Below are 19387 nucleotides of genomic sequence, written 5' to 3'. Positions count from 1 at the left end.
TTATTCTGGTGCCGCGGACTTATTCCCCGACACGCTCATTCAAAGCCAGCGGATTGTACGTGATAAACATCGCGTCCCCGTAGCTAAAAAAGCGATATTTTTGTTCTACCGCAGACTTGTAGGCGTTCATCGTATGCTGATAACCGGCAAACGCGGAAACCAGCATAATCAGCGTCGATTCAGGCAGATGGAAGTTGGTCACCAGTGCATCAATGACTTTGTACTGATAGCCCGGGTAGATAAAGATCTGCGTATCGCCAAAGAACGGCTCGATAAGATCGCTTTTGGCGGCCTGCGCGGCGCTCTCAAGCGAACGCACGGAAGTTGTGCCCACAGCAATCACGCGGCTACCGCGGCCTTTCGCCGCCAGCACCGCATCCACAACCTCTTGCGGTACTTCGGCGTATTCAGAGTGCATGATGTGGTCTTCAATGCTGTCCACGCGCACCGGCTGGAAGGTGCCTGCACCGACATGCAGCGTCACAAACGCCATCTCTACGCCCTTCGCGCGCAGTTTCTCCAGCAGCGGCTCATCAAAGTGCAGGCCCGCGGTTGGTGCGGCTACGGCACCCGGCCTCTGGCTGTAGACGGTCTGATACAGCTCGCGGTCGGCCTCTTCGTCCGGACGCTCAATGTACGGCGGCAGCGGCATATGGCCGATGGCGTTCAGGATATCGAGCACCGTGCGCTCGTCGTCAAACGCCACCTCAAACAGCGCGTCGTGACGCGCGGTCATGGTCGCTTTGATGCTCTCGTCATCGCCCAGCAGCAGTTCAGCGCCCGGCTTCGGCGCTTTGGAGGCGCGAATATGTGCCAGAATACGTTTATCATCGAGCATACGTTCGACCAGCACTTCAATCTTGCCGCCGCTGGCTTTACGGCCAAACAGGCGCGCCGGGATCACGCGGGTGTTGTTAAAGACCAGCAGATCGCCAGGGTTGAGCTTGTCGAGCAAATCGGTGAAAGTACCGTGCGTCAGCTCGCCCGTTGGCCCATCCAGTGACAGTAAGCGACAGCTGCTGCGCTCAGGCATGGGATAGTGAGCAATCAGGGATTCAGGTAGTTCAAAGGAGAAATCGGCGACGCGCATGACGTATACTCGTGACTTAAAAACAGGCGGCATAGTCTAGTGCTCACACTCTTTTGCTGCAACAACTAGCCGCCCCCGGACAAATAAAACGCATGAATTTTCTCGCTCACCTGCATCTCGCACACCTCGCTGACAGCTCCCTTTCCGGCAATTTGCTGGCCGATTTTGTACGCGGCAACCCCGCAGAAGCGTATTCCCCTGAGGTTGTCGACGGAATTTTTATGCACCGCCGCATCGACGTGCTGACCGATAACCTGCCGGAAGTGACGGAAGCCAAAGCGTGGTTTCGCCCTGAAACCCGCCGCGTTGCGCCGATCACGCTTGATGTGATGTGGGATCACTTCCTGTCGCGCCACTGGGAACAGCTGTCGCCGGAGATGCCGCTGCCCGAATTTGTGCGCTATGCCCATCAGCAGGTGTCGATTATTTTACCGGACTCACCGCCGCGATTTGTAAATCTGAATAACTACCTGTGGTCGGAACGCTGGCTTGAGCGCTATCGCGAAATGGATTTCATCCAGAACGTGCTGAATGGGATGGCAAGCCGCCGCCCTCGGCTTGATGCGCTGCGCGACTCCTGGTATGACCTGGATGAGCATTACGAGGCGCTGGAAACGCGTTTCTGGCAGTTTTACCCGCGCATGATGACCCAGGCGAAAAACAAACAGCTGTAACAGAATTCACATTGATAGGTAAAAGCTGGCGGAACGATTGTCACCACCTCTTTGTCTTATCCATGAACACTCTCTATACTGGCCCGCGTTGCGTTCCAAATAACCTTAGTATCTACAGGAGAATCATATGGTTCTGGTAACTCGTCCGGCTCCGGATTTTACAGCTGCAGCAGTTCTGGGCAACGGTGAAATCGTTGAAAACTTCAACTTCAAACAGCACACCAACGGTAAAGCGACCGTTCTGTTCTTCTGGCCAATGGACTTCACTTTCGTTTGCCCGTCTGAGCTGATCGCGTTCGACAAACGTTATGAAGAATTCCAGAAGCGTGGCGTGGAAGTGGTTGGCGTCTCCTTCGACTCTGAATTTGTACACAACGCATGGCGTAACACCCCTGTCGAAAATGGCGGCATCGGTGCGGTGAAATACGCAATGGTTGCGGACATCAAACGCGAAATCCAGCAGGCTTACGGTATCGAACATCCGGACGCTGGCGTTGCCCTGCGTGGTTCTTTCCTGATCGACGCAAACGGCATCGTTCGTCACCAGGTTGTGAACGATCTGCCGCTGGGTCGTAACATCGACGAAATGCTGCGCATGGTTGACGCGCTGCAGTTCCACGAAGAACACGGTGAAGTGTGCCCGGCTCAGTGGGAAAAAGGAAAAGAAGGTATGAACGCGTCTCCAGACGGCGTGGCTAAATACCTGTCCGAGAACGTATCCAGCCTGTAATCGGCACGGTTTACGAAAAAGGCCCGCTTCTGCGGGCCTTTTTTTATGCCTTACGCTGCGTCTCTCGCCAGATGCGCCAGGCCATGCCCGCCAGCAGAACCACGCCCGCAATCAGCACGCCCCACACCAGCAGCGTGTTCATCCTGCTCTCCCGCTCGGCCGCGGAGGTGGCGGTCAGACGCCCTTCGCCGCCTAACGCGACATTATCCTGAACGTCAGCCTGCGGCAGGTTTGCCACATCATAGGTTTTACGCAGGTCGACAGGGATCAGCATGTCGGGCTCCACGCTGGCAGGCTTTGCCGCGCCGTTGCCCCAGGCGAGCACGTACGGCGCTTTCCCCTGCGCGTTGAACACGAGGTCATAGCGGTCGCGATGCCCCGTGACGCCCGGCGGGTATTCTGGCAAACGCGCATTCAGCGTCGTGATTTTTACCGCCTGCACCAGGCTCCCATTAAGCGAAACCGGTGGAGACGTTTTCCCCTCCAGACGGTAAAGAACCTCTTTTTTCAGGGGGTGCCATGCGTCTTTTTCGGTACTCCGCCACGCTATCTCCACGGGAAGAACGCCGTCGCCATTCAGTGAAATGCTGACAGCAGTGAGGGGCTGCGGTCGCGCCCAGTGCCACTGCGCTTCACTTGTCGATAACGATTCCCCTTCGCCTTCCAGGTTCACCTCTTCCGGGGCCGCCTGCGCGGATGCGCTAATTGCGTTTACGCCGGTCAGGGTTATCCCCTGGCTTTTTGTATTCAGCACCACCATGAGATAGCGATTCGCATCGGGAGATAAAACCGTATCGGTATCGATCCGATCGAGCTTAAGGCGATCCTGGCCGCTGACAACGTCCAGCAGGGGCATATCCTCGCGCAGGGTATACCAGCGCTTAAGATCCTCGCTGTAATAAACCGACGCCGTTCCCTGCCACGACGTCTGAGGGGTATTCCAGAGCAGCTGCAGTTGGGACAGGCTTATCTCGCCCGTCACCTGCTCCGGCAAGGTCAGCAGATAATGTTGCCCGGCTGCGGCGGCTTTTTGCCCCTCAAGCACAATTTCCACGCCGTTTCCGGAACGAAGCAGGATCTTATCGCTATCACCACCGCCTCGCGAAGACGCAAGTGGCGAGGCGTCCAGAGGAAAGAGGCGCAGCGCCGTGGATTGCACAGGCGCCTGCGGACGCGTCGCGATGAGCAGGCTGAAGGGAACCGGCTCGCCCGACTGATTAAAGACGCGGACATCGTGCAACTCTGGTGACGTGCTCTGCTCATAGACGGCGAGCGGGAGCGCGACCCGATACCACTGGGAAGGGACAGACGTATCCAGGGAGCGACCAAAGGCATAATCCCGCGGCGATTCCGTTTGTGCCTCGTCGCAAAGCGCCGGGCCGGAAAGCGCCAGCAGCGCGGTACACGCTACCGCTTTCATCCATTTCATTTTTCATCTCCTGTCTTGGGCGGCAGCGGCGAGAAATATCCCACGATCAGTACCAGTATCGCCACGCCGATAAACGCCACCGCGCGCGACAATCCACCTCCGCCCGCGCTGTCTACCAGCATCAGTTTAACCATCACCACGCCCAGCAGCGCCGCGCCACAGAGCCACTCCTGCCGGGAAGCCCGACGGGTGGCATGGATCATGACCACCAGCGCGCTTAGCATCCAGAACAGGGCAAAACAGGTCTGGACAAGCCGCGAATCCCACAGCGATTCTATATTCCAGGCCACGTCGCCGTACCAGGCCAGCGCGCGCATTAACGCACCGTTAAGCCACCAGAAGCCAAACGCCATGAGCGCGACGGCGGGCCACGGACGGGCTTGCGAATGCAGCACAGGGTAGTAGCGCTCCACCGCGCGATAAAAGATGACCAGCCCCAGCAGCGCGAACGCGGCACCTTCCTCAAGCGGGTTCACCAGCGGCAGCCATGTCTGGCGATAGACCACACCGTCCTGGAAATTGGTCACGACCAGCAATACCAGCAGCGCCGCGACGGCAGGGATCGGTGCCAGACAGGCGTAAAGCGCGGGCCATTCCCGGAACGGCCACCCGCGACGCCGTACCGCGGCAGAGAGTGCCATAATCAAACCGCCACCTGCTGCCATCGCCGGCCCACTGCCCCAGGCTGCCATTCCCCACGGCAGCGAACGGGTAAACCAGTAAAGCTCGGCGGCCAGCGCCAGTAAAATCATCCAGAACAGCGACAGATGCAACCCCATCGCGAGGCGCGGCAGGAGCCTTTTACCGTCGCGCCACAGCAGCATCAGCGCGGCAGGAAGCGCAACGCACCAGGCCAGATTTGCCCAGCCGGCGGCAAAGACCTGCTGATGCCAGAGCTGATAACCCACCATCAGCAGCATCAGCGGCCACAGCAGCCATTTGCTGGCATCCAGCTCCCGCCACGCAAGGCGAGCGGCAGCCTGACGCCAGCCCCAGACCGAGACGGCCGAGAGCGCCATCACGCCTGCCAGAACGGATAATTCCTGCTTCAGCATCAGCTGCGACGCCCCCATCAGCGCCACTATCCAGAACAGCAGCCCGCCGGCCAGCAGCGCCCAACTGACCGGCAGAACGATTTTCCGCCACAGCCAGGCCGCAGCCAGCCAGCAAAGGCTGAGTACGGCGAAGATAAGCAGCAGGCTCAGCGACGAAACGCCGTTCAGTTGCGCCCACAGCGCGCTACCCAGCGCCAGCACCAGCAGCGCCGTCCCGCTATAGCTCATGCGCCGCTGCTGCTGTTGCACACCCAGCCAGAGGATGCCCAGCCCCTCCAGCGCCCAGGCCATCGCCGTCCAGCGCGCCGACAGCGCCAGTGGAATGGCGAGCGTGGCAAACCCGCCGCCGATCGCCAGCGCCGCCATGACCAGCGGTCGCCCGATTGTGGGGTAGCGCCGCAGCGCGAGGAACGCCAGCGAGAGGTAAAACGCACCGTACCCCAGCGCGCTGAGCGCCGGGCCGTAGGTCCAGTGCTGAGTCATGCCGTACTGCATCCCAAAACCAACCAGCGGCGGGGCAAACAGCAGTACGCCGTCAACAATCTGCTTCCCTTTCTCCTGCGCCCGCAGCGACAGCGCCACGCTCAGCACGCCGAAGATCAGCGTATTGGCAATCAGGAACAGCTGGCAGACCCCATAGTCTTCAGGCCGATAGTCGTTCAGCCCCCACAGACCGCCGACGCCGAACGTAAACAGCAGTCCGAGCAGATTCAGCTCGCGCCAGTGCTGCCAGATGCTGATCGCGAGAATGCCGATGGAAAGCAGGAGATAGAAAGAGAACAGCGCGACAAAGCTGCCGCCACCGGTAGACAAGAGCAGCGGCGCAAGATACCCGCCGAGGCTCGCCAGCATGGCAAGGCTCAGCGCCTTCTGCAGCACCGCCAGCCCGACGCTCGCCGCGCAAATGACCACCAGCAGCGCAAAGGCCAGCGTCATCGGCAACATCTGCCAGAGCCGGAAGGCGCCAAAGACGGTCAGATAGAGAATGCCTGTCGCCCCGCCCTGGAGAATCAGCGAATAGACGCGCTGTTTGTGCCGCAGCCGCCACCCGAGGACCAGCAGGACCATAGCAAACAGCGCCGTCGCGGCCAGGCGAAGCTCAAGCGGGAACAGGGAGTGTTCGACGGTATAGCGCAGCAGGAAAGAGAGACCGAGGAAGAGCAGCAGGATGCCCAGCTTCGCCAGCGGATTGCCCTGCATGAACCAGCGCACCAGCGACGTCAGCATGCCGCCAAAGGCAGAAGGCTGTTTTGCCGCGGGCGCAGAAGCCGGAGCGGGTGCTGCCGCGGCAGCGGGAATATCCGAACGCCAGGGGTCGACAGGCGCGGGGACGTCCTCAGCCACCGGCTGGGCCACTGCCGGCGGCGCGGCGGCCTGTTCAGGCGCCGGCGCTTTCTCCGCGACGCCGCGCTGCTCGAGCGCCTCAATGCGCTGGCGCAGCCGGGCAATCTCCTGTCTGGCCGCCGTGCTTCGGTTAAAGCCGATAACCGCAAGCACCGGCGCAACGCCCAGCGCAAAAACCAGGAACAAACAGCCAAGGATGTAGAGCTCGTCCATGTTTCCACCTTCACCGTAAACGATCCGTTAAGATTGACACAAATAGTTGCATTTGCGCCATCTTAAAAGGTGAAAACCCTTCCGCCCGCGATTAACTGGCGAACCACACCGCAGCGGAGATCGCCGGAAGCGTGAGCACGCCGTCCTGGAACGTCGCTTTGCCCTCTTTGCTCTTCCACAATTTCTCCGCCAGCAGCGGTGAATCCTCCAGCACCACCTCGCAGGCCTCGCCCCGGTTAATCGCCACCAGCACGCGCTGCTGATTATAGACACGGACAAAGACCACCACGTTATCGTGGGCGTACACCACCTGGCAGCCGCCGTAGCGCAGGGCGAGACTCTGCTTACGCAGCTTCGCCAGCCGCTGGTACAGGCTGAACAGCACCTTGTCCTGCTTTTCTGGCGCCCACGGGAAGGTTTTACGGCAGAACGGATCGTTGTTGCCGTCCAGCCCGACCTCATCTCCGTAGTAGATGCACGGTACGCCCGGCCAGGTGAAGAGCCAGGTGACCGCCAGCGGCAGACGCGCGACGTCCTTGCCGAGCAGAGACTTAAAGCGCGCGGTATCGTGGCTATCGAGCTGGTTAAACATCCGCAGCTGCTGCTGATGCGACAGGCCTGCGCGATAGTTCTCCATCCACGCCATGCAGGTTTCCGCGTCGATATGGTTCGGATCGTAGGAGATATCGGTGTTGGCGAGGAATCCCCACAGCGGGAAGGTAAAGCCGCGATAGTTCATCGCCGCATCTTCCGCGTCATTTTGCAGCCACTGGCGCGCGTCGCCAAAGTGTTCGCCAAAGACAAACGCCCCCGGCTGGGCCGATTTCGCGGATCGCGTAATCCCGGCGACGTGCTGAAGGTTATTTCGCGCGCCGCCCGCTTCCCCCAGCATATGCACCACGTCCAGGCGCCAGCCGTCCATATTCCACGGTGCCTTCAGCCAGTAGCGGACAATACTGTCTTCGCCGCCGTAGATTTCATTCACGAGCGTTGGCGACTGGAAATCCAGCTTCGGCAGGCTGGCGTAACCCAGCCAGTCCAGCGCGCGGCCCTCGTCGTTAAAGCTGTACCAGTCGCGCTGCGGCGAGTCCGGGTTATGGCATGCCCCGCCCATTGACTGGTTATGACGGTCAAACCAGGCGTGTGAATCTCCGCTGTGGTTGAACACGCCGTCCAGAATGAGGCGCATGCCTTCATTTTGGGTGTTCTTACGCAGGCGCAGCAGCGCCTCGTCACCGCCAAACTGTTCGTCAACGTGACGATAATCCTGCGTATCGTATTTGTGCACGCTTGGGGCTTTAAACACCGGGTTCAGGTAGAGCGCCGTCACGCCAAGCTTTTTCAGGTACGGCAGTTTTTCGCTGATACCGTCGAGATCGCCGCCGTAAAAGGTCGAGCCGCCGGCCTGCGCGGTTAGCGGCTCATCCCACTCTTTCAGAATAATGTCGTGGCCTGCCGCGTGGTGGTAATAAACCTTATCCTGCTGTGCGGTGCGCTTTTCGCTGCGGGCAAAGCGGTCCGGGAAGATCTGGTAAAAGATCTGCTCGTTAACCCACTGCGGGCCGTTATCCGGGTAATCAACGGCAAACTGCTCCAGCCGTGCGGGCGGAAAACGGCTAAACCCCTGCGGGGTAAACCACAGCTGGCGGTCATTCCACAGCAGCTTGAAGCCGTAGCGGCGACGCGGCTGTCCGCTATTCAGGTCGATATTCGCCCGCCACGCCGTGATCCCCGGCTGCGGCTGGCTGCGCTGCTTGTGCATTTTCAGCGACGTTTCTTCGTTATCCACTTCGGCGCGGAGCGTCACGCGTTCAGGCTGGTTTTCCCCCGCCAGCCAGAGCGTAATCACAAGGTTGTCTTTGTTTTGCTTAACAAATGGGGCAACCGGAAGGTGCCAGGCATTTAACATCACGAATCCCCTTTGATGAAATTGACGTCACCTTGCCACAGGGTGGTTAAGGATAGCTCATCACGATCGGGATTATTGGGGGAGGAGAACGGAGGAGGAGGCAAAAATACCCTCTCCCATTGGGAGAGGGGAAAAGGATGTTACTGTGCTTCCGCCATCTGACGGTCACGGCGGCATTTAAACATCCAGCCCACCAGCAGCAGCACGATCCACGCACAGCCCACGTACAGGGAAATACGGGTGTCCGGGTGGTAGCCAATCAGGCCAATGATGAACACCAGGAAGATCAGCCCGACGACGGTCGTTGCGACGCCGCCCGGGACTTTGAACTTCAGCGCTTTCGCCTCTTCCGGCGACAGGCGGCGGCGGAACGCAATCTGCGACAGCAGGATCATGATCCACACCCAGACGGTTGCGAAGGTCGCCAGGGACGCAATCACCAGGAAGACGTTCTCCGGCATGATGTAGTTCAGGTAAACCGAGAACAGCAGCGCAACGGTCATGACCACGACGGTCACCCACGGCGTGCCGCGACGCGACGTTTTGGCAAACACCTTCGGCGCACTGCCCTGCTCCGCCATGCCGTGCAGCATACGGCCCACGCCAAAGACGTCACTGTTGATTGCCGAGAGCGACGCGGTGAGCACCACAAAGTTCAGAATACTGGCCGCAAACGCAATGCCCATATGCTGGAAGGTCAGCACAAACGGGCTACCGTTGGTGCCCACCTGATTCCATGGGTAGATGGACATAATCACGAACAGCGTACCCACGTAGAACACCAGAATACGCATCGGCACGGAGTTGATGGCGCGCGGAATGGATTTCTCCGGATCTTTCGCTTCACCGGCGGTAATACCGATAATTTCGATACCGCCGTAGGCGAACATGACCATCTGAAGCGACATGACCATGCCGAGCCAGCCGTTGCTGAAGAAGCCACCGTTGCTCCAGAGGTTATGGATGCCGGTCGGCTGCCCGCCGTTGCCAATACCCCAGATGATGATGCCGAAACCGGCCACAATCATGATGATAATGGTGGCGACCTTGAAGAAGGAGAACCAGAACTCCAGCTCGCCGAACACCTTCACGCTCATCAGGTTGACGGCGCAAATGATCAGCACCACGCTCAGGACCCAAATCCAGTGCGGCACCGCCGGGAACCAGACGCCCATGTAGATGCCAAACGCCGTCACGTCGGCGATCGCCACAATCAGGATTTCAAAACAGTAGGTCCAGCCGGTGATAAACCCGGCCAGCGGGCCAAGGTTTTCCTGCGCGTAGCGGGAGAATGAGCTGGCGGACGGGTTGTGAACAGACATTTCACCGAGGGCGCGCATGATGATATACGCCGCCACGCCGCCGATGATGTAGGCCAGCAGAACGCTGGGACCGGCCATTTTAATGGCATCTGCCGAGCCATAAAAAAGACCGGTACCGATAGCAGAGCCCAGCGCCATAAAGCGGATGTGGCGCGTGCTCAGTCCACGTTTAAGTTTGTTAGTGCTTTCCATTTAAATCTTGCCATTCAACACGAAAAAAACAAAAAACCACGGGGCCTTAAGCCCCGTGGTTAAACAGTTTGTTGCCGTTGATTAATGGGCGTTAGATGCAACCTGACGCCCTGCGGCACGGTCCCAGATAATCGCCAGAACCAGTGCAACAACGGTAGGCATCAGCCAGGCCAGACCCTGCTCGGACAGCGGCAGACGCTGTGTCCATGCAGGCAGTATTCCTGCGAATGCTGATGCTTTAATGCCGTCAAGGATACCAAAAATCAGGCTGATAAACATGGCTGGCGCAATAATTCGTGAGGAGTTGTTCCACCACGGGCGGGTGAAGCTCAGCACCACCAGCACGATACACGGCGGATAAATCGCCGTCAGCACCGGAATAGAGACCTGAATCAGGTGGCTCAACCCGAGGTTGGACACCGCCATGGAGAAGATACCGAGAATAAACACCAGAGTGCGGTATGAGAGCGGCAGATACTGCGCAAAGAACTCTGCACAGGCGCAGGTCAGGCCCACTGCGGTTACCAGGCACGCCAGGAAGATGAGCGCCGCCAGCAGCATACTGCCCGCACCACCGAAGGTGTGCTGGACGTAGGCGTGGAGGATAGCCGCACCGTTCGCGTTCTGGTCAACCAGCATGGCGCTATCGGAGCCCAGGCGGAACAGCGCCAGATACAGCAGCGTCAGCCCCACGCCGGCCATCAGGCCAGCCCAGATGGTATAGCGGGTCAGCAGGCGCGCTTCGGTCACACCGCGGGAACGCGCGGCGTTAACGATAACGATACCAAACACCATGGCGCCCAGCGTATCCATCGTCAAATAGCCGTTCACGAAGCCGTTAGAGAATGCGGCGTTCTTATAGGCGTCCATCGCGTCGCTAATCGGGCCGGCAGGCCAGACAATGGCGGCCACCGCCAGGACGATCAGCGCCACAATTTTCAGCGGAGCCAGGAAGTTGCCCACGGTATCCAGCAGCTTGCCCGGATAGAGTGAAACCAGAATCACGATCGCGAAATAAATCAGGCTGTAGATAAACAGCGGCATCGCGCCGTCACCGGTCAGGGGGGCAATACCCACTTCGAAGGAAACGGTAGCCGTACGCGGGGTTGCGAACAGCGGGCCTACGGCCAGATAGCAGACGGTTGCCAGCAGAACACCCGCCACTTTGCCAATTGGGGTACTGAGGCTATCCACGCCGCCGCCGACTTTCGCCAGCGCGACGACGGTCAGTACCGGTAGACCCACGGCAGTAATCAGGAAACCAAACGCGGCGGTCCAGACGTGTTCACCCGCCTGTAAGCCAACCATTGGAGGAAAAATGATGTTGCCTGCGCCAACGAACAGCGCAAATGTCATAAAGCCCAGCGCGATGATGTCACGCGATTTTAAGTGATGGGTCATAAAACCTTACTGCCTGTGGATGTGGTGTTGAAAACATTGCGATTTCCGGTTTCCCTGACGGGACGATACAGCCGAAAATTTACTCAATTTCAGCGGGAAATGCTCCCGTCCTGGCGTGGAGAAGAATAGTTTTTCGATTTACCACGCAAATACAGTCGGTCTGACAGTATCTGGGGGGCAATTTAAACGCTTATAACGTTTAAAGGCAAGGAGGGATCGTAAAACCAGAACAATATGCCATTATGAAAATACGAACCAGCACAATACGCTATTTATAAGAAAAACCCATGGCTAATCATGCGAACAAAAAACAGCCAGCCGTATAAAATTCAGCCGCGTTTCGCTTGACTGCAAAGCAAACGGGCCAGCTGACGCTGACCCGTGGAAAGGTAAAATGACACACCTGCTATCAGGCGATCTTTTTGGCAATTAATCGTTCCGGGATAACGAAGCTGAAACGGGTTCCCTTACCCAGCGTACTCTGGATTTCGAGACGGCTTTCATGGTGATTCACCGCGTGCTTAACAATCGCCAGCCCCAGGCCGCTTCCTCCCGTCTGCCGCGATCGCGCTTTATCCACGCGGTAGAAACGCTCGGTCAGACGCGGAATATGCTCCGGTGCGATACCCGGCCCGTTGTCCTCCACGCTAAATTCGGCTCCCGTTGGGCTGTGGTGCCAGCGCACCAGGATTTCCGTCCCTTCCGGCGTATGATTCACCGCGTTATACACCAGGTTGGAGATGGCGCTGCGCAGTTCATCTTCACTGCCCAGCACCTTCAGCGCGCTGTCGACCTCAAAGGTCAGGTGGTGCTTTTTGTGGCTTAACGTCTGCGCTTCACGCTCCACTACCCGCAGCATCATTGGCACATCGATGGTGTCATTCAGCGCAAGCGTGGGTGCCGCTTCAATCTTCGACAGCGTCAGCAACTGCTTCACCAGGCCTTCCATACGGTGCGTTTGCTCGCGCATGGTGTGCAGCGCTTTTTCACGCGGCGCCCCTTCAAGCGTTTGCTCCTGCATCATCTCCAGGTAGCCCTCAAGCACGGTCAACGGGGTTCGTAATTCGTGGCTGACGTTCGCAAAGAAGTTGCGGCGCGCCCCTTCCAGCTGGTGCATCTGGGTGACATCGCGCGCTACCATCAGCCACTGCTTATCGCTGTAGGGCATCACGCGGATTTCCAGATGGCGACCGTTATTGAGCTTCAGATTGTGCGGACGGGTAAAATCACGCTTTTTCAGGTACAGCGTGAACTCGGGATAACGCAGGAGGTTGAGGATATTCTGACCATTATCGTCCGGCCAGCGCAGGCCCAGCAGCTGTTGCGCCAGGCCGTTACACCAGAAGATGGTCCCTTCTTCGGTGGTCAGAATGACGGCATCCGGCAGCGATTCCGCACCGCTGCGAAAACGCTTAATCAGGCTTCCCAGCTCGCGGCGGCGCTTTTTATTACGCATCTGCATCTGATGCAGACCGTACAGCAGCGGTTCCCAGCTGCCGCTTCCCGGCGGCGGCGTCATGCTTCGGTCAACCCACAGCCACCAGGAGAGGCGCAGCAGGTTCCAGAAATGCCAGATCAGCAGCCCGGTGACGGACGCCAGCAGAAACCACGGCAGATGTCCAAGAAAGGCCCCCAGAATGAAGGCCGGAATACAGCATAAGATCAGTTCAAAGACGAGCCTTTTCCATGACAGACGTTCCAGCACGCGTCACACTCCTGTCATTGTTCAGAAACGGGTAGAAAAACGATAACCCGTGCCGCGGACCGTCTGCACCATGCGATCGTGGCCGCTCAGTTCCAGCGCTTTTCGCAGGCGGCGGATATGGACGTCAACCGTCCGGTCTTCGACATACACGTTAGTTCCCCAGACGTTATTCAGCAACTGCTCGCGGCTGTAAACGCGTTCCGGGTGTGTCATAAAGAAGTGCAGAAGCTTAAATTCGGTAGGCCCCATGTCGAGGGGATTTTCACCGGTCATCACGCGGTGTGAGGTGGGGTCAAGGCTGAGTCCCTGCATCTCTATCACCTCTTCCACCGCCATCGGCGAAATACGGCGCATCACGGCTTTAATGCGGGCCACCAGCTCTTTCGGTGAAAACGGTTTGGTAATGTAATCGTCCGCGCCGGTCTCCAGACCGCGCACGCGATCCTCTTCTTCTCCGCGCGCCGTGAGCATCACCACCGGTATGTCGCGGGTCAGCGCTTCGCGCTTCAGGTGTTTGATAAACTGCAGTCCGGAACCGCCGGGCAACATCCAGTCCAGCAGAATCAGATCGGGCCAGGGTTCATTTAGCTGGTTCACTGCGCTGTCATAATCTTCCGCTTCAACCGGCTGGAAGCCATTTTGCTCGAGCACGAAGCACACCATTTCACGAATTGGAGCTTCATCTTCTACGACCAGAATACGTCTCGCCATACTTTGCCCTGTCTTATTTTATTTAAGTTACAAGTTTGTAATTCGGCGCCATTATGCGTCAGATTTATGACAGATTTATGAAAAACAGTACCACGATAGCGGGCAAACCGTTGTTTTATTACAACGGTTATTTTCCCTTCTCTGAAGGTTTATAATCCCGCTTTCTCTTTTTTGCCACGGATCAGCTATGCGCATACTTCACACCTCGGACTGGCATCTGGGTCAAAATTTTTACAGCAAAAGCCGTGCGGCTGAACATGAAGCGTTCCTGGGCTGGCTGCTGGAAACGGCCCGGACGCACGAGGTGGACGCGATTATTGTAGCGGGTGACATCTTTGATACCGGTTCTCCTCCAAGCTATGCGCGTGAACTGTATAACCGCTTCGTGGTGAATCTCCAGCAAACCGGCTGTCATCTGGTGATTGTCGCCGGCAACCATGATTCCGTCGCAACGCTCAATGAATCTCGCGACATCCTGGCATTTCTTAATACCACCGTCGTCGCCAGCGCCGGGCACGCCCCGCAGATCCTGAAAAAACGCGATGGTACGCCGGGCGCGGTGCTGTGCCCGATACCGTTTTTACGTCCGCGGGACATCGTGCAAAGCCAGGCGGGGCTGTCGGGGGCGGAAAAACAGCAACATTTATTACAGGCCATCACCGACTATTATCACCAGCAGCACGCCGAAGCCTGCGCCCTGCGCGGCGAGCAGCCGATTCCGGTGATTGCGACCGGACACCTCACCACCGTCGGGGCCAGTAAAAGTGACGCCGTACGTGACATCTATATCGGCACGCTGGACGCCTTTCCGGCGCAAAACTTCCCGCCAGCCGACTACATCGCGCTCGGGCATATCCACCGCGCGCAGGTTATCGGCGGCTGCGAGCACATCCGCTACTGCGGATCGCCCCTTTCGCTCAGCTTCGATGAAACGGGCAAAGCCAAGTCCGTGCATCTGGTGAGCTTCTCCGACGGAAAACTTCACGCCGTCGAGACGCTGGAGGTGCCGGTCACCCAGCCGCTGGCGGTGCTGAAAGGCGATCTTGACGCCATTACCGCCCAGCTTGAGCAGTGGCGCGGCGCGGCGCTTAACCCTCCCGTCTGGCTGGATATCGAAATCACCACCGATGACTACCTGCACGATATGCAGCGAAAAATCCAGGCGCTGACCGAAGATTTGCCGGTTGAGGTGTTGCTGGTGCGCCGCAGCCGCGAGCAGCGCGAGAACATTCTGCTCAGCGCCCGGCGCGAAACCCTCAGCGAGCTGAGGGTAGAAGAGGTGTTCGAACGCAGGCTCTCGCAGGAGGAGATAGACGACGCGAAGCGCGCAAGGCTTAGCGAGCTGTTCACCCATACCCTGCATGCGCTCAATGATGAGGACGAAAACGCATGAAAATTTTGAGCCTGCGCCTGAAAAACCTTAACTCCCTCAAGGGCGAGTGGAAAATTGATTTTACCGCTGAACCCTTTGCCAGCAACGGGCTGTTTGCCATAACCGGCGCGACCGGAGCAGGCAAAACCACCCTGCTCGACGCCATCTGCCTGGCGCTTTATCACGAAACCCCACGCCTGCAGAAAGTCTCTCAGGCACAAAACGACCTGATGACGCGCGACACCGCCGAGTGTCTGGCCGAAGTGGAGTTTGAGGTGAAAGGCACGGCCTATCGCGCCTTCTGGAGCCAGAACCGGGCGCGCAATCAGCCGGACGGCAACCTGCAGGCACCGCGCGTGGAGCTGGCGCGCTGCGAGGATGGCAAAATCCTGGCCGACAAAGTGACGGATAAGCTGGAGCAAACCGCTGAGCTCACCGGGCTGGACTACGGGCGTTTTACCCGCTCCATGCTGCTCTCTCAGGGGCAATTTGCCGCTTTCCTCAATGCCAGACCGAGCGATCGCGCAGAACTGCTGGAAGAGCTGACCGGCACCGAGATCTACGGCCAGATTTCCGCCATGGTATTTGAGAAACATAAAGCAGCCCGCAGCATGCTTGAAAAGTGCGAGGCACAGGCTGCGGGCGTCGTGCTGCTGAGCGAAGAGCAACAGCAGCAGTTACAGCAAAGTTTGCAGGCACTTACTGACGAAGAGAAAACCCTGCTGGTACAGCAGCAAAGCCAACAGAAAGATTTTCAGTGGCTTACGCGCCATGATGAGCTTGTACGCGAGCATCAGCGCGTCACCGCGATGCAGCAGCAGGCGCAGCAGGCGCTGACGGACGCAGCGCCTGAGCTGGCAAAACTCCAGCTTGCCCAGCCCGCCGCCCAGCTTCGGCCGCTTTGGGAGCACCAGCAGGAGCAAACCGCGCGCCTGACGCAAACGCTGCAGCGAATTGTCGAAGTGAATACTCGCTTACAAGATAAAACCGCGCTGCGCGCACGGATCCGCAACGCCGCACTGCGTAACCACGAGCAGCTCCAGACCGAACTGACGGCGCTGGCGAAATGGCTTGCGGAGCATGAGCGTTATCGCCTGCTGGGCCAGGAGATTGCCGGCTGGCGCGCGCAGTTCTCGCAGTTGACCCGTGATAAAACGCACATCGCCACGCTTGCCGTACGGGTTGCTGAGCTACGCCAAAAGCTGGCCGGACTACCGGAAAATGCGCTGACGCTGACGGCGGATGAGGTCAGCGCGGCCATGGAACAGCAGTCCCGGTCACGCACGCTGCGCCAGCGGCTAACGTCGCTGCAGGCCCGCTATCTACCGCTGCAAAAGCGCCTGCTTCAGAACGCGGAAAGTCTGCAAAAAGCGCAGGCGGAACAGGGTAAGCTCAATGAAACGCTGGCGCTGCGCCGCCAGCAGTACAAAGAGAAAAACCAGCATTATCTGGACCTGAAAGCCCTGTGCGAAACCGAAGCGACGATCAAAAAGCTGGAACATTATCGTTCGCAGCTTGAGGCGGGCAAACCCTGCCCACTGTGCGGCGCAAGCGAACATCCCGCCGTGGAGACATACCGGTCGCTTGAACTGACGGAAAACCAGCGCCGCCGCGATGCCCTGGAAAAAGAGGTCGCCTCACTCAAAGAGGAAGGCCTGCTGGTGCTGGGGCAGGTTAACGCCCTGACGCAGCAGATCCAGCGTGAGACAGACGAAGCGCAGACCCTGGTTCAGGAAGAGCAAGCACTCACTAAAGAGTGGCAGGAAGCCTGCGCGTCCCTGAATATCGCATTGAATATTCAGGAAGATATCGCTCCATGGATGAACGAGCAGGAACGCTACGAGCACCAGCTTTATCAGCTCAGCCAGCGTCTGACCCTGCAAAATCAGCTGAACGAGCAGGAAGTGCAGGAACGACAGTATCAGCAGCAGTTGGCCACCACGTGCCAGGCGCTGGAACACGCCCTGCTCTCGCTATCGCTTAACGTACCTGAAGATGGTAATGAAGCCGCCTGGCTGCACGCCCGTGAGGTCGAGTTCGCGCAGTGGCAGGAGAAGCAAACGCAGCAGGCCGTGCTTCAGGAACGTATGAACGCCCTGAAGCCGCTGCTCGACACGCTTCCGGTCACGAATGGTGAAGAAGCCGAACCGGCTATTCCTGACGACTGGCGCGCCATCCACGACGAATGCGTGTCGCTGCAAAGCCAGCTTACCGCGCAGCAGCAGCAGGAAGCGCTGGAGCAAGAGCGCCTGCAGCAGTCGCAGAGGCAATTCACCGCGGCGCTCTCAGCCAGCTGCTTTGCCGACCGGGACGCGTTTCTTGCCGCGCTGCTGGATGAACCGACGCTTCGTCACCTCGAACAGCTGAAACAGTCGCTGGAAAACCAGCTGCAGCAGGCCGCGGCGCTGTGCGGACAAGCTCAACAACAGCTGCAGTCTCACCTGGCGCTGCAACCGGAATCGCTCGACGCCGACGCGCCCACTCTACAAATCCAGCTGCAGCAGCTGGCGCAGCGGCTTCGGGAGAACACCACCCATCAGGGCGAGATCCGTCAGCAGCTTAAGCAGGACAGCGATAACCGGCAGCACCAGCTGGCCCTGATGCAGCAAATTGAAGAGGCCGCGCGTCTGGCTGACGACTGGGGATACCTGAACGCGCTTATCGGTTCCAGCACCGGCGACAAGTTCCGCAAGTTCGCTCAGGGGCTGACGCTGGACAATCTTGTCTGGCTCGCCAACCAGCAGCTTAACCGTCTTCACGGGCGCTATCTGCTACAGCGTAAGGCCAGCGACGCGCTGGAGCTGGAAGTGGTCGATACCTGGCAGGCGGATGCGGTTCGCGATACCCGCACGCTCTCCGGCGGCGAGAGCTTCCTGGTCAGCCTGGCGCTGGCGCTGGCGCTTTCCGATCTGGTGAGTCACAAAACGCGGATCGATTCGCTGTTCCTCGATGAAGGGTTCGGCACGCTCGACAGCGAAACGCTGGATACCGCGCTGGATGCGCTCGACGCGCTGAACGCCACCGGGAAAACCATTGGCGTGATCAGCCACGTTGAGGCGATGAAGGAGCGCATTCCGGTGCAGATCAAAGTGAAGAAGATTAACGGGCTGGGGTACAGCAGGCTGGACAGGGAGTTTGCGGTGGATTAAATGGGGGACGGTGCGGTCTGGTGCCCTCACCCTGGCCCTCTCCCATGGGAGAGGGAACAAACATCAAAAACAGCAACTTGCGTTGCTGTTTTGCTTTTATTGCGGCCACAGCCACGCCGCGCCGCGCACGCCGCTGGAGTCACCGTGGACGGCTTTACGGATTGGGGTTTCACACTCGCCGCCGAAGACCCACTGTTTCACCAGGTTCGGCACCGTGGCGTACAGCCTGTCAACGTTGCTCATGCCGCCGCCCAGCACAATCACGTCCGGATCGAGAATATTCACCACGTGCGCCAGGGATTTCGCCAGACGCATTTCGTAGCGGCTCAGGGCCAGCTCGGCCACCGGATCCTGCTCTTCGACCAGCCGCACGATCTCGTTGCCCTTGAGCGGCTGGCCGCTCAGACGATGGTAATCGGTCGCAAAACCGGTGCCGGAGATAAACGTCTCTATACAGCCTTGTTTACCGCAGTAGCACGGAACGTCGGTGCGGTATTTCAGTTCGTCTTCATCCATCCACGGCAGTGGGTTATGTCCCCACTCGCCCGCGGTGCCGTTACCGCCGATATGGGCGCGCCCGCCGAACGCCACGCCCGCGCCGCAGCCGGTGCCGATGATCACGGCAAACACGGTCTGAGCGCCCGCTGCCGCGCCGTCGATGGCCTCTGAGACCGCCAGGCAGTTGGCGTCGTTGGCCAGCCGGACTTCCCGGTTCAGGCGCGCGCTTAAATCTTTATCAAAAGGCTGGCCGTTGAGCCAGGTCGAGTTGGCGTTTTTAACCACCCCGGTATACGGCGAGATTGACCCCGGGATCCCCATCCCGACGCTGCCGGTTTGTCCTGTCGCTTGCTCTGCCATCTCGACCAGCCGGGCAATCGTCTCGATAGTCTGGTGATAATCATCGCGCGGCGTAGGCAGACGGTGGCGGAACAGCTGTTCCCCCTGCTCGCTCAACGCGATGACTTCTGTTTTGGTGCCGCCCAGATCAATCCCAATACGCACAAGACTCTCCTCATTATTTTGATTATCAACAGAGTAGAAGCACGCTTCCCGATTAGCAATGCAAGCGATGCGACAATTCGTTATCATGC

13 protein-coding genes are annotated in these 19387 nt (G+C 58.7%); 4 read left to right on the top strand and 9 right to left on the bottom strand.

The genetic code is table 11. The features are described 5' to 3' along the window. Window positions 1-19: 19 nt before the first annotated feature. Window positions 20-1090 carry a tRNA preQ1(34) S-adenosylmethionine ribosyltransferase-isomerase QueA gene (gene queA, locus M2433_RS05270; protein WP_237845945.1) on the bottom strand — a complete coding sequence of 357 codons (1071 nt, stop codon included), beginning with the start codon at window positions 1088-1090 and terminating at the stop codon, window positions 20-22. A 92-nt stretch (window positions 1091-1182) separates the two neighbouring features. On the opposite strand from queA, the gene acpH reads away from it, so the two are divergent. Next, window positions 1183-1764 (top strand): ACP phosphodiesterase, encoded by a 582-nt coding sequence (gene acpH / locus M2433_RS05265; RefSeq protein ID WP_429053711.1) that lies wholly within the window; start codon window positions 1183-1185, stop codon window positions 1762-1764. Between the two features lie 127 nt (window positions 1765-1891). Further along, complete coding sequence (locus M2433_RS05260) at window positions 1892-2494, top strand: peroxiredoxin C (RefSeq protein WP_010428037.1); 603 nt, start codon at window positions 1892-1894, stop codon at window positions 2492-2494. Between the two features lie 43 nt (window positions 2495-2537). Here M2433_RS05260 and M2433_RS05255 read toward each other — a convergent pair whose 3' ends face one another. The 7 genes from M2433_RS05255 to phoB form a co-directional block, all read right to left on the bottom strand. Then, window positions 2538-3923, bottom strand: coding sequence for a DUF3999 domain-containing protein (locus M2433_RS05255; RefSeq protein WP_429053713.1), 1386 nt, complete (start codon window positions 3921-3923; stop codon window positions 2538-2540). Next, entirely contained in the window at window positions 3920-6535 is a 2616-nt protein-coding gene (locus tag M2433_RS05250) for a DUF2339 domain-containing protein (protein ID WP_429053716.1), read from the bottom strand. Before M2433_RS05250 ends, M2433_RS05255 begins: the two co-directional genes overlap by 4 nt. Window positions 6536-6626: 91 nt before the next feature. Next, on the bottom strand, window positions 6627-8444 hold the full coding sequence (gene malZ / locus M2433_RS05245) for a maltodextrin glucosidase (RefSeq protein WP_429053719.1): 1818 nt from the start codon (window positions 8442-8444) through the stop codon (window positions 6627-6629). 140 nt (window positions 8445-8584) lie between these two features. Next, window positions 8585-9958 carry a proline-specific permease ProY gene (proY, locus tag M2433_RS05240; RefSeq protein WP_429053721.1) on the bottom strand — a complete coding sequence of 458 codons (1374 nt, stop codon included), beginning with the start codon at window positions 9956-9958 and terminating at the stop codon, window positions 8585-8587. Between the two features lie 81 nt (window positions 9959-10039). Then, complete coding sequence (brnQ, locus tag M2433_RS05235) at window positions 10040-11359, bottom strand: branched-chain amino acid transporter carrier protein BrnQ (protein WP_047347302.1); 1320 nt, start codon at window positions 11357-11359, stop codon at window positions 10040-10042. A 409-nt stretch (window positions 11360-11768) separates the two neighbouring features. Then, on the bottom strand, window positions 11769-13064 hold the full coding sequence (phoR, locus tag M2433_RS05230) for a phosphate regulon sensor histidine kinase PhoR (protein ID WP_429053723.1): 1296 nt from the start codon (window positions 13062-13064) through the stop codon (window positions 11769-11771). A 21-nt stretch (window positions 13065-13085) separates the two neighbouring features. Next, the gene (gene phoB / locus M2433_RS05225) at window positions 13086-13775 is read right to left on the bottom strand and encodes a phosphate response regulator transcription factor PhoB (protein ID WP_008503265.1); all 690 of its coding nucleotides are present in this window, start codon (window positions 13773-13775) and stop codon (window positions 13086-13088) included. 187 nt (window positions 13776-13962) lie between these two features. Between phoB and sbcD the strand changes: the two genes are divergently transcribed. Both sbcD and sbcC read left to right on the top strand, forming a co-directional pair. Further along, the gene (sbcD, locus tag M2433_RS05220) at window positions 13963-15168 is read left to right on the top strand and encodes an exonuclease subunit SbcD (protein WP_429053725.1); all 1206 of its coding nucleotides are present in this window, start codon (window positions 13963-13965) and stop codon (window positions 15166-15168) included. Then, entirely contained in the window at window positions 15165-18296 is a 3132-nt protein-coding gene (gene sbcC / locus M2433_RS05215; RefSeq protein ID WP_429053727.1) for an exonuclease subunit SbcC, read from the top strand. The genes sbcD and sbcC overlap by 4 nt, the downstream gene beginning before the upstream one ends. A gap of 96 nt (window positions 18297-18392) precedes the next feature. On the opposite strand, the gene mak is transcribed toward sbcC, so the two are convergent. Next, window positions 18393-19298 carry a fructokinase gene (gene mak / locus M2433_RS05210; RefSeq protein ID WP_429053728.1) on the bottom strand — a complete coding sequence of 302 codons (906 nt, stop codon included), beginning with the start codon at window positions 19296-19298 and terminating at the stop codon, window positions 18393-18395. Window positions 19299-19387 lie beyond the last annotated feature (89 nt).

The sequence above is a fragment of the Enterobacter sp. AC1 genome (genome assembly GCF_050434705.1).
GTDB lineage: Bacteria > Pseudomonadota > Gammaproteobacteria > Enterobacterales > Enterobacteriaceae > Enterobacter > Enterobacter cloacae_L.
This window is presented reverse-complemented; position numbering and strand designations above follow the sequence as displayed.